Source organism: Candidatus Liberibacter sp. (genome assembly GCF_014048425.1).
Classification (GTDB): domain Bacteria; phylum Pseudomonadota; class Alphaproteobacteria; order Rhizobiales; family Rhizobiaceae; genus Liberibacter.
Map to the genome: position 1 here is coordinate 27069 of NZ_JACETX010000005.1, position 12462 is coordinate 39530.

The following is a 12462-nucleotide window of genomic DNA, read 5'->3' on the forward strand; positions in this document are numbered from 1 at the left end:
AACATTGTTGTTTTCTGATAAGCAAAGCAATTAATAAGGTGGTTGTTTACATGAGAATATTATCAGAAGTTGATCAAGTTAAAAGAGATCGTTTGATTGTTGGTCTTGATCTTCCAACGGTACAGAAAGCAGAAAAAATTGTATCAATATTGGGCGATACTGTTTCTTTTTACAAAATAGGATATCAACTGTCTTTTTCAGGAGGATTAGAGTTAGCACATGATTTGATTTTGAGTGGTAAAAGTGTGTTTTTAGATATGAAATTACTTGATACGGATAACACGGTTTTTTCTGCCGTTGAGAAGATTGCAAAGATGGGTGTTACAATGTTGACGATACACGCTTATCCTCAGGCCATGCGTGCTGCGGTCTCTGCTGCGCAAGGAACGGGAATTTGTTTGCTTGCGGTTACCGTATTGACTTCAATGGATGATTCTGATCTGAAGGAATCTGGTTATGAGAAAGATATTCCCGCCGTTGTTCGTATGCGTGCGATTCAGGCGCATAACATTGGGATGGGAGGAATAGTATGTTCGCCCAGAGAAGCATTGATAGTACGAGAAGCAGTGGGAGATCGTATAGCAATTGTGACTCCCGGTATACGTATGCCAGGTGCAGCAAAAGACAATCAGAAAAGATTTATGACGCCGAAAGAATCCTTTGAAAATGGAGCTAGCCATATAGTCGTTGCGCGACCTATCGTGGAAAATGAAGATCCGGTATTTGCGGCTAGGACGTTTTTACACGAAATCAGCGCATCTAAACCAAATGATTTTTTTAAATGGTACTTTTAGTTTTACTTTTCGCCTTTCGTGTTTGGTGAGAGGAGGCTCTAGAAGCTATGCGCACTGATACTTCATTGGATATAGTCGGGTAGGATTTTGATTTTGCATAACGAACGGAGCATTCTATGGCACTCGTAGCATAGCGTCCTGGATTAGATATATAGCGATATGAACGTATCTTTTTTTGATTGATCTTTTTCCATTTCGGGAAAGCCGTAGACCCAATTTTATGAGGTGCTGTGATGTGCTTTTAAGGTATTGATGAGAAGAGCTTTTATCTCGTCTTTTTTCAATAATTCGAGGTTTTTCAAAGATATTTCATCTGGCAAACAAAGGATTGCAATATCCGCTTTTTCTAGGAAGACACGATCTACTATTCCTATGGTATATGCTTCTGCTTGTACTAGGATTTTCCGTCCCTATGTGAATTTGGTAACTCCTGTTTGTTAGAATAGTAGACAACCCATTGGCTGAATTGCAAAGCGTTTATCGGCTATTTGTTGCGATCGACAAAGGATTGCTCTCTTCCTTTAGCAAGTATATGTATTCTCTATATAATATATTCAGGAAGAGTCTGAGTGATAATCGTTCCTATCTTTTGGGTTTTGATAGTGAAGATTTTCCCCTTTGGATGCCAATATCCATATCGGAAAGCGTCAGAGCATTCAACTTCGAATATATGAAGAGCTCAAAAGCGAGGTGAAGCAAAGAGCTTTCTTTTTAACGCATTTCATCTTGATGAGGTATATTTATTGTTATGTTCAACCTGCATGGATTTTTTCTTCAACAAAGGATGATCCTTCTAAAAACAAGTACTACGGAATTGATATTTTTGTATCTAAGGATGAAAAATATACATGTCATATTATGGAGAAAGCCCGTAGAAATTGTGCAAGACTTGGCTTTCCAAACGTTGATTATAAAATATTACTTGAATCTGTAGGCAAGTCAAAAACATATACGAAGGGGACTACACTGGTACTCATCCTAAAAACTACAAAGACATAGATGAATGCAAATAATAATGAAGCCACATTTGTGATATACGTTAATATTTTTAATTGGGTTCTCAATACAGCAAGAACTTCTGCTTTGACGCTTGAGGATTTCGTATCCCTCTATCAAGGACTATAGGGTATTTGCATGAATGGTGTTATTTTCAATTGAGGTGAGGTGTGTGTTTGGCAGATTTTATAATCGACCGGGTAGTGTGATCGACCGAATCAAGTGGATTTGAATGCTAAGAATGTTTGATGCACGGTTTCTGCTTGCAAAAGATGGCGTTATAATCTACATTGGAAGAAATTTGTCGCACTGAGAGATTTTGTGCTGTATATTTTGGGTCGCCGTCTCGTTGGTGCATGGAAAAGTTTATATTTGTAGAGGGTGAAAATGTCTAAAAATTACCATAGTAGAGCAGTGAACTCAAAGAGTAGGGTTGGTCCTATAATTGATCAGGGGCTTCGTGCTTATATGCTGAGAGTCTATAACCTTATGGCTTTTGGTCTCATTATTACTGGCGTCATGGCGTTTTTGGTGAATAATCTTGCTACTACAACAAGTGCATCAGGCCATATTATGTTGACAGATTTTGGTGTTGCGTTATATCGCTCTCCTTTGCGTTGGGTGGTTATGTTTGCGCCTTTTGGAGTATCCTTGTTTTTTAGTATGCGTTTGCAATATTTGAGTGTGCATGCCGCAAGTGTGATCTTCGGGATATTTTCTGCATTGATGGGGATATCCCTTTCCTCTATATTCCTCCTATATACTGGACAAAGTATTGTACAGACGTTCTTTATAACCGCAGCTTCTTTTGGTTCTCTTTCTCTTTACGGTTACACCACGAAAAAAGATCTAACTGCTATGGGATCTTTTATGATTATGGGGGCTTTTGGACTTTTTTTAGCGATGATTGTTAATTTATTTATGGCGGATCCAGTCATACAATTGGCTATGGCGGCTATAGGCGTGATTATTTTTTCTGGACTTACGGCTTATGATACGCAAAGAATAAAGGATATGTATTCGGGTTCTTATAGTCATGATGTGATTGGGCGTCAGGCTGTTATGGGCGCTCTTAATCTTTATATGGACTTTATTAATATGTTTGTTTTTCTTCTCCAGTTTTTAGGTAACAGAAGAGACTAATTAGGGAAAATTATTTCTCTCAGAGGCGATTCGTTTTTGGATCGCCTCTTTTGTTTTCTGCTAGAAAAGTATTTTAATGATAGTGATTTATTTTTTCATATAGCTATCTGGATTCTATTTTACGTGTTTCTTTTCTATTTGTATTATTGTATTTTTATGTGATCATATTTCTGTTCTATGCGTGCAAATCCGTATTATAGCTGTTTTGTTATTCTGTCTAAAAAAGAAATCAACTTAAGAAATTAGACTCTAAGCCAATATCTGGTGAGCGATCATTCTAGAATATATTTCCATTCGTATCACAGTTTTTGATTTGATTAAGTTTCCCGTTTCTCTCTTCAAAATGGTGATATAGCTTTATGTTTGGGCATGTATGTTAAATATATTTTATTTCTATTTTCGAGAGCTTAATTTTGAATAGAAGGTTTTTAAATTTCTTTCTTTTCGATAGTTTAGCATTGAGGATTTTATTAGATTAAAAATTCTTTTTAAGGAGATAGAGATTCGGCTAGAAAAGTCTACTAAGTAGCTTAAGGGTAGTTAGCCTACTTGTAGTTATTTTAAAAACAGTTTGGATATGCTAAAATTTTTTACAACAATTCTCTGTCTAGGATAGCATACTGAACAAAAAAATTGAGAGAGTTGTTTTAAATAGAATATTTTTTTGACAGCAGGTGCAATAAAAGAGCCACTCTTTTTTCGTAGGGTATAAGCTAAATTTTTGGATATTTATTATATCATACGTGCAATATTTTCAATTCTTTAAGATTTTCTGTTTCATATAATATTAGTGATAAATTATAAAGAATATAGAGATTTAAAAAGGATTTTTTGCCTTACAATAAGTGGTAATTTTAGTGGTTTTAAAAGAGGTTTATTGTATAAAAAGGTATGTAGATCGTTCAAGTCTTTTGTCTTAGCGTGTTATTCTCAAAATAAAGGTTTTAGAAAGATGTCTGCATCTTTGGATAGTTTTAATTGCCGTTCTGTGCTTACAGTCGGGGATATTGATTATGTTTATTATAGTTTGCCGAAAGCTGAGGCTAATGGCTTGCAGGGGATTTCTCGAATTCCGTGTTCGATGAAGATTTTGCTTGAGAATTTATTGAGATTTGAGGATGGTAAATCTGTAACGAAAGAGCAAATTCTTACATTTGTGAAATGGTTAGATAATACAGGATCTGTTGAAAGCGAGATTGCATATCGCCCAGCCCGTGTTTTGATGCAGGATTTTACCGGCGTCCCAGCTGTTGTTGATTTGGCAGCTATGCGTGACGCGATGCAATCTTTAAAAAGAGATCCTCAGAAGATCAATCCTTTGGTTCCTGTTGATCTTATAATAGATCATTCCATAATTGTAGATAACTTCGGAACTCCTGATGCCATTTCTCACAATCGAGAATTGGAATACCGGCGTAATGAGGAGCGTTATCGTTTTTTAAAATGGGGACAGAAAGCTTTTAAGAATTTTCGCGTTGTTCCTCCGGGAACAGGAATTTGTCATCAAATAAATCTTGAGTATCTTGGTCAATCTGTTTGGACAAAGGATGAAAATGGTCAAATGCTAGCTTATCCTGATACTTGTGTTGGGACAGATAGCCATACTACAATGATAAACGGACTAGGTGTGCTTGGTTGGGGAGTAGGCGGTATTGAAGCAGAAGCTTCAATGTTGGGACAGCCCATATCAATGCTTCTCCCTGAAGTTGTGGGTTTTGAAGTCAGTGGAAGCCTTAGAGAGGGAGTTACGGCAACAGATCTGGTTTTAACGGTTGTGCAGATATTGCGTAAAGAAGGAGTAGTGTCAAAGTTTGTTGAATTTTTTGGGTCTGGTCTTGAAAAGATGATGCTCGCTGACCGAGCTACTATAGGGAATATGGCTCCAGAATATGGTGCTACATGTGGTTTCTTCCCCGTAGATAGTGAAACTGTGAATTATTTGCGTATGTCGGGTCGCCTTAAAAATCGCATTTCCCTTGTAGAAGCCTATACTAAAGTTCAGGGTATGTGGCGTGAAGATATAGATTACGAAAAAGTTATATTTACAAAGAAAGTAAAACTCGATCTTGGAGATGTTGAGCCGTCCGTAGCTGGTCCAGGACGTCCAGAATCTCGTATTCCTTTAGAAAAAGTCGCTTCTAATTTTTTAATTTCCATGGACAAACAATATGATAAATATGATAAACTGGATGAAAGATTCCCTGTAAGAAATTTTGATTTTGATTTGGGACATGGTGATGTGGCAATTGCTGCCATAACGTCTTGTACCAATACTTCTAATCCGTCGGTGATGATAGCGGCGGGACTTTTGGCTCGTAATGCAGTTTCTAGAGGGTTAAAACCCAAGCCTTGGGTTAAAACTTCCTTGGCTCCGGGATCACAGGTTGCTTATGGATATCTTGTGCAATCAGGACTGAGCAAATTTCTTGATGTGCTTGGATTTAATCTTGTTGGTTTTGGATGTACAACTTGCATTGGAAATTCTGGACCATTAAATCAGGACATTTCCGAGACAATTCATGCAAAAAGATTGATTGTCGCTGGTGTTTTATCGGGTAATCGCAATTTTGAAGGTCGTGTATCACCTGATGTTGACGCAAATTATCTTGCGTCTCCTCCTTTAGTAGTAGCTTATGCGCTTGCTGGGAGTATCAGGAAAAATCTTATAAAAGATCCTATAGCTGAGGACTATGAAGGTCATCCTGTTTATCTCAAAGACATATGGCCGCAAGATAGTGAGATTAAAAGCTTTATTGCGAAGTATGTTACGCGAGATTTATATAAGACGAAATATAAGGATGTGTTCAAAGGGGATAGTCATTGGAGAAGTATTAATGTTCCCGAGAGTCAAACTTATATATGGGATGATAATTCAACATATGTTCAAAATCCTCCTTATTTTGAAGATATTGGTAGTTCTGATCTGAGTATTTCGGATATTTGTAAAGCACGTATTTTGTGTTTGTTGGGGGATAAGATTACGACGGATCATATTTCTCCAGCGGGATCAATCAAATTTGAATCTTCTGCCGGTCAGTACTTGCTGAATAAGGGTATTAAGGCGGCTGATTTTAATCAGTATGGCACGCGTCGAGGCAATCATGAAATTATGATGCGAGGCACTTTTGCTAATATCCGCATTCGCAATTATATGCTTCAAGATGGTAAACAGGGTGGATATACTATTCACCATCCTTCCGGAGAAGAAATGTTTATTTATGATGCTGCAATGAGATATAAGGTAGATAAAATCCCTTTAGTGGTATTTGCGGGAACTGAATATGGGAATGGTTCTTCGCGTGATTGGGCTGCAAAAGGACCGAGTTTATTAGGGATACGTGCTGTTATTGCGAGATCTTTTGAGCGCATACATCGTTCAAATTTGGTGGGTATGGGAATTATTCCGTTTACCTTTGAAGAGAAAAGCTCTTGGGATAGTTTGGGTATTAAAGGCGATGAATTGATAACTATTAAGGGTTTAAAGACGATCTTTCCTCGAGGGAAATACGTTCTAGAAATCACTGCCTCTGATGGTTCAAAAAGAGATGCTCCTATTCTCTGTCGTATTGATACTTTGCACGAACTTGATTACCTCAAGAATAGAGGTATTTTGCAAATGGTTCTGAGAGATCTGACTTCTGAGAACTGATTTTTATAGGATCCCCAATCCTAAGATTCAGTTGATTTAAGACTGCTTTCTAAAGGAAAAAGCCACCAAGGTCGTTTGACAATCATTTGCTTATAAGATGCAGACAAATTCTCTTATGGGAAAAGAGAATATCCTGGTATGGTATATCAATCCGCATTGTAGATAAGAATATAAGATCCATCAATTTATATATCTTATCGCTTTTATACAGAGTCAAAGGTATAATTTTCCCCTCAATTGAGCGTTAATGATTATTTTTAGGTACACATCTGTTATGATTATTGCGATGCGGAAACGGATGATATTTCTTGATTGTTATGTGTGAATGCCCTTTTCAATTTTATGATATCGAGGAAATTTCTTTGCGTAGTATGTTATTGAAGACAAGTATTCTATTCCCGTCGAGATTTTTACTAAAAAGTAGCTGATATCATTCTCAATCCGACCAGTTATGCTTGGACTTCTAGAAAATCCTCATCAATATAGTTCATGAAAGATTTATGGTGTATTCATGAAATACAGTTTGTGACGGTATTTTGCTATAAGTGATTAGGAAAATATATTTAGAACATAGATGAAATTTTAAAAACAGTATTGAACATAGAGGACGAAGAATCGATTAAAACGTTTTTATGATAGGGGGATTATATTAGTCTGTACAAACTGCTCTCAAAGATCATAAAATGACGATTTCCTCATAGAATATATTGGAAAATAGAAACGCCATTAAATGAGATCAATGATGACGAAATTCATATAATAATACATGCAGTATCTTTCGAATCTTCAAAACAAAGTGATGCCTTTACTTGCTGTTTTCTTTTTTATTGGGGATCGGTTTTGCCTATAATGCTTCTGTCGTTTACTCTTATTGCAAATTATAGCTTTGGATCGATTTTTTCGTTTCAGACCCACCAAAATATTTAAGATTTGTTTTACTATACCCATTTAACTCGTTGTTATAGAGCAGAGATATCTTTTAAGTATGCGAGGAGGGTGCCGGTGTTTTTTTTTATAAAATCATGTTTCATTGTTTGTCTCCGTTGGTTTTATAGAAAATCTCGTTTTGCTCTCTCTCTAAACATTTATTAAATTTATCTTGATAAGACGCAATAAGGAATAAAATTATTGTAAGCCCATAGAAAACCAAAAATATCAAGTCATTTTGGTTTTTTATCTTTTTTGATCCTTTGCAACTTCCTAAAGATATTTCCGATCCACTTCATATGGCTGAAGATCTTTACTAGCGTCATTGCTATTATCATTGAAGCCATCATAATCTTTCTTTTTCATTCTTGGATTCGAAGGATAATTCGCATTTGTTATTCTAATATCTCTTGGTGCGATAAAGTATGCAAATCCCCATTAATTTTTGATATAAACTCAATCCAAAGCAAAAGGAAAGGGAAATAGAAAACTTGTTATTACTTTCTTTGCTTGCCTTCTAATAATTTGTATGTACTGGAAAGTGAGGTATGTAATTGCCTGCATCTATCATATAAATCTTATAGTACATGTTTAGTATAGTATTTTTCAATATTCGCAGATATTACGCCTTGTATCTGAGGATATATTCGCATGCTTACTGATTGCCCATATGGCTTTTTTAAAATGACGATAACGGTTTTTTCTTGATCTTTTGCTATTCTAATTTATATGCCTATTGATCTTTTCTTGTTTTTGGGGATAAATATTGTATTTTTAGGTTATTTTCCCCTTTTTTGATATAGAAAGACGTTTTTATTCTTCTCTCTGCTTTTTAGGTTCTGCTTTTTCTGCTTTGACTTTATCTTCTTCTAATCTATCACCATTTTTCCTTTCAGCCTGTTTGCAATCTAATTTTCATAAATCATAACTGCTCAACACGGAATATCATTGCTACCATAGAGACTATATTGAGTGTTTTAATAACCATGTTCTTCTTTTAAAGTGATACGGTGCATCCATTATATGTTCTGAATATCAGTTGAGCCGTAAAATTTGCAACCAATTGCTATTAAAATGTGCAGGATGGATATAAAGCCCCCCATAGGATCAATGATTTCTACAGTTGGATTTCGGGCTACCTACTTCAGTCATTCTTTCCAGCCATATTTTTGTTTTAATAATGATTAGGAATCGGACTGGAGAACTTCATGGACAGATGTTGCTAATTGCTTGAGCGAAAAGGGTTTTGGTAAAAAGCTAAACTTAGCATCTTTTGGTAAATTCCGAGAGAAAGCATCTTCAGCATAACCTGATATAAAAATGAATTTTAAGTTAGGATAATTTTTCCTCAGCTCACATAATAATGTCGGCCCATCCATTTCGGGCATAACTACGTCGGAGATGACGACATCAATTTGACCCTGAAGTTCATCAATAATTTCAAGTGCACTAATACCAGAACATGCCTCATGGACAGTATAACCGCGTGCTTCTAACATGCGTTTGCTGCCACGTCGTACAGCGTTTTCATCTTCTACGAGCAATACTATAGCAGAATTCCCAGTAAGATCAGCGGGTTCGGTTTGCTGTTTTATTGGGGGAAGAGCGGTGTTGGTTTCTTCGGAAGGTTCTTCTTGATAGTAGGAACTATTTTGGATGATCTCTTCAAGATGTCGAGGTAAAAATATACGGAATATAGTTCCTTTGCCTACTTCAGATTCGGGAAAAATATATCCGCCAGATTGGCGTATCACTCCATAGACCACGGATAGACCTAATCCCGTTCCTTTTCCTATCTCTTTAGTCGTAAAAAATGGCTCAAATATTTTCTCCATAACATCAGGAGACATTCCGATTCCTATATCTTCCACTTCTACAAGTACCATGTCCTTTTTTGGAAGATCTGTACAATTAAAGGAATCTATTGCTTTCGCGGGTATGTTACGAGTGCGTAAAGTTAAACAGCCGCCATTAGGCATGGCATGGCGTGCGTTAACACATAGATTGACCAGTACTTGTTCAAATTGGGATAGATCAGTTTTAACATTCCAGAGATTGCGCTCATAATCTATACATAGTTCTACATAAGGAGGTTCAGAAATAAGTTTTTGAATCATCATGCGTAAATTACTAATTACTTCAGTCAGGTTGAGTGTTGTTGGACGCATGGTTTGTTTGCGAGAGAAGGCAAGTAATTGGCGGACTAAAATTGCAGCACGGTTAGCGTTATTTTTTATTTCCATAAGGTCGGCAAAACTAGCATCTGAAGAACGAGATTGTAGCAACAAGTGATCGGCAGAAAGGAGAATTGCAGTTAATACATTATTAAAATCGTGTGCTATCCCTCCTGCTAACGTGCCGACAGCATTTAATTTTTGAGTTTGCATCATACGTGCTTCCAAGGCTTTTTGCTCTGTAGTTTCAATAGCATATACGATAGCTCGTTCATCGGGAGATTCTGTACTGTGGTCGAGTGCGGCATTTATATAAAAATGGAAATAGCGGTTATCATCTGTTGGATGACGCGAATCGATGGGAGCTATATCGCTTTTCTGATCGTTTACGTCATCAAGAGCAGTAATAAGCTTCTGTCTTTCGTTTTCATGGACAATAGAAAATATACTTTTGGAAGTGTCATTGGTTTTTAGGATTCCAGAAAAAAGTTTTAGAAACAGGCCATTAGTGCGTAGAATACCACCTTTCTTATCAATAGAGGCGATAGCCATAGGTGCATTATTGAAAAAACGATTAAAGCGCATGGTTGCTATAGTACCAGATTTATCATCAGTATCACAATTTTCACGAGTAATAACAACAGTGCGACTTTCTCCATTGTTCCCTTCATACGCAGAGATAACATGGTGTATAAGTTTTACGGGAATTCCGTGACCATTATCTATTCTGCGAAGATCTAGATATAATGTTACGGTTTTTTGCAGTCCTGGTTTTGCCTGAACGGCTTGGATAACAGATAATCCTTCTCCTGCAATGATATCACCAATAGATATTGACTTTGAAGTAAATTTAGTAAGATCAATACCGAGCCATTCTGCAAGGGTAGCGTTAATATAAATTATTTTTCCTTGATGGTCGGCTGACATAAAACCAATGGGAGCATGGTCAAGATAGTCAATTGCACTTTGCAAGTCTTTAAAAAACCTTTCTTGATCTTTGCGTTCAGAAGTAATATCGGTGAGGCGCCACGCGTATAGAAATTTCTCTTTATGTAACGGAGCGGGTAGAATTCGGGTCTTGAGACGATACCAATGGGGTTCTGAATTTTGAGAACTTCTGAGGGAGTGCATTAAACGGAATTCTCCTTGTCCTTCTTTTTTTTTGCGTAGGTTATTGATAAGACGGTATAATACTTCGATGGATTCTCGGTTTCGAGAGAGAAGTGTTTCTAGTGGTCTTATCTTTTTATTCCAAACAACATTAGTAAGCTGGTTATATGCGAAATTAGCGTATATCACGTGTCCACGCTTAGTTGTTATCAACACACCCTCTGGCTCAGTATCCATAAAAACTTTCGCCAAGGGATGGCAGTGCGACTTCAGGGTAATTTCAATAGAACCCGTTGCAAGCAAAACAAGAAAAAAAATTCCAATTATTGCCAGAAGATTCAATAATCCAAACGCTATTCTACTTCCTACAGAATCCTGAAAAAAGAAAAAAGACGCAATCATAAGAATAAAGATTATTCCTAAAAGCGCGATACACAAGTTTGCGGTTAAGTGACGTCCATAGTGTATAAAAGGAAAGGCAAAATCGACTTTTTGTGGTTTTTTATTCATATTATTGACCTGGTCATTGTTTTATTATTTGCCGAAACACTACAGCGTTTATCCTTATTTATTCTCGAAATAAGACTATCAAAATTTGCCTCTTCAGGATTATATTTATCGGAATTTTCAGTATTTTATGTTATCCGTTCTCAATAGATATAAAAACCCTTTCCTATTGGAATTTGAAACATAAAATGGATACCAATGAAATCCTGTCTCTATCTGACATGACGTTTTAGTGCGGAATTCTTACCCTGTATTCGGGGTATATTCAACAAAAAGATAGAAAATAAGACATAAAAATACCTAGGATTGTTTTTCTATGTCATTTTGATGTTCACAAGCACTTCTTGTTTTTTGAAATTTTTAACAATTATCCAATATTAGAATTTACTACAACGACTATAATGAAGATGGCTATGTCATAGAAGTAAAATATTTGAGAAATCCTATTATTTCAGATGTGTTATCGCATTGCTGTTTTTTAACTAATATTAGTTAGAGGAAGGGTGATTCGATTCGTTTTTTAAGAAAAACGATTTTACAGTTTGGTTCAAGATGAGACGAGAAAGGTGAGGATTATGATGAAAATCCCATGCGCTCTAAAATAGGTATTGCGAATAAAAATTTTCCGAATGCATGTTTTAATATGAGTGTTTTACGTTGTCTTGCAATGCTCAATGCAACGATCTTTTAAAGAGGAGTGTATTTCTTATAAGACAACAACCTTTTTGCAGGCACAATTCCCCAGATGAGAATTTAAAAATAAAGGATTAGGATTCATCTCAGTGATTGCGTGCGTAGACAGGAGGGCGAAAATACCACCCAACCCATATATCCTTTTCTTGACTTTGTCGTCGAAGGAGTTGCTTCTCTATATTGCGGATAGGGTAAAAGCAAAGATTCCTGCTAGATAGAGATAAATAATCTTGTGAAATTGACATGAGATCAATCATCATCACTGCAAGCTTTTTCATGGCGTTCATGGCGCTCTTGAGCTTCAATTGAAAGTGTGGCGATGGGTCTGGCTTCTAGACGCTTAAGACCGATTGGCTTGCCCGTTTCCTCGCAGTATCCATAAGTACGGTCTTCGATGCGTTGCAAAGCGGCGTCTATTTTTGCGATAAGTTTGCGTTGCCGGTCTCGCGTGCGCAACTCAACAGTACGA

General features: G+C 36.6%; 5 protein-coding genes. 3 read left to right on the forward strand and 2 right to left on the reverse strand.

The window, feature by feature from the left end; all coding sequences use genetic code 11:
• Positions 1–50: 50 nt before the first annotated feature.
• The 3 genes from pyrF to acnA all read left to right on the forward strand — a co-directional run bounded on the left by pyrF (position 51) and on the right by acnA (position 6582).
• Positions 51–794: an orotidine-5'-phosphate decarboxylase gene (gene pyrF, locus H0G72_RS01325; RefSeq protein WP_182016843.1), complete on the forward strand. Its 744-nt coding sequence runs from the start codon at positions 51–53 to the stop codon at positions 792–794.
• 1383 nt (positions 795–2177) lie between these two features.
• Positions 2178–2933 (forward strand): Bax inhibitor-1/YccA family protein, encoded by a 756-nt coding sequence (locus H0G72_RS01330; RefSeq protein WP_220456072.1) that lies wholly within the window; start codon positions 2178–2180, stop codon positions 2931–2933.
• A 952-nt stretch (positions 2934–3885) separates the two neighbouring features.
• Complete coding sequence (acnA, locus tag H0G72_RS01335; protein WP_182016847.1) at positions 3886–6582, forward strand: aconitate hydratase AcnA; 2697 nt, start codon at positions 3886–3888, stop codon at positions 6580–6582.
• A gap of 2111 nt (positions 6583–8693) precedes the next feature.
• Here the strand turns inward: acnA and cckA are convergent.
• Together cckA and H0G72_RS01345 are read right to left on the reverse strand one after the other, a co-directional pair.
• On the reverse strand, positions 8694–11303 hold the full coding sequence (gene cckA / locus H0G72_RS01340; RefSeq protein WP_182016849.1) for a cell cycle histidine kinase CckA: 2610 nt from the start codon (positions 11301–11303) through the stop codon (positions 8694–8696).
• A 939-nt stretch (positions 11304–12242) separates the two neighbouring features.
• The coding region (locus tag H0G72_RS01345) for a TraR/DksA C4-type zinc finger protein (protein ID WP_182016851.1) at positions 12243–12462 on the reverse strand (220 nt) is incomplete at its 5' end.

Excerpts from the sequence above, each read along its gene's own strand:
- H0G72_RS01330 (WP_220456072.1), top strand. The coding sequence starts at position 2,178 with ATGTCTAAAAATTACCATAGTAGAGCAGTGAACTCAAAGAGTAGGGTT.
- cckA (WP_182016849.1), bottom strand. The coding sequence starts at position 11,303 with ATGAATAAAAAACCACAAAAAGTCGATTTTGCCTTTCCTTTTATACAC.
- pyrF (WP_182016843.1), top strand. The coding sequence starts at position 51 with ATGAGAATATTATCAGAAGTTGATCAAGTTAAAAGAGATCGTTTGATT.
- acnA (WP_182016847.1), top strand. The coding sequence starts at position 3,886 with ATGTCTGCATCTTTGGATAGTTTTAATTGCCGTTCTGTGCTTACAGTC.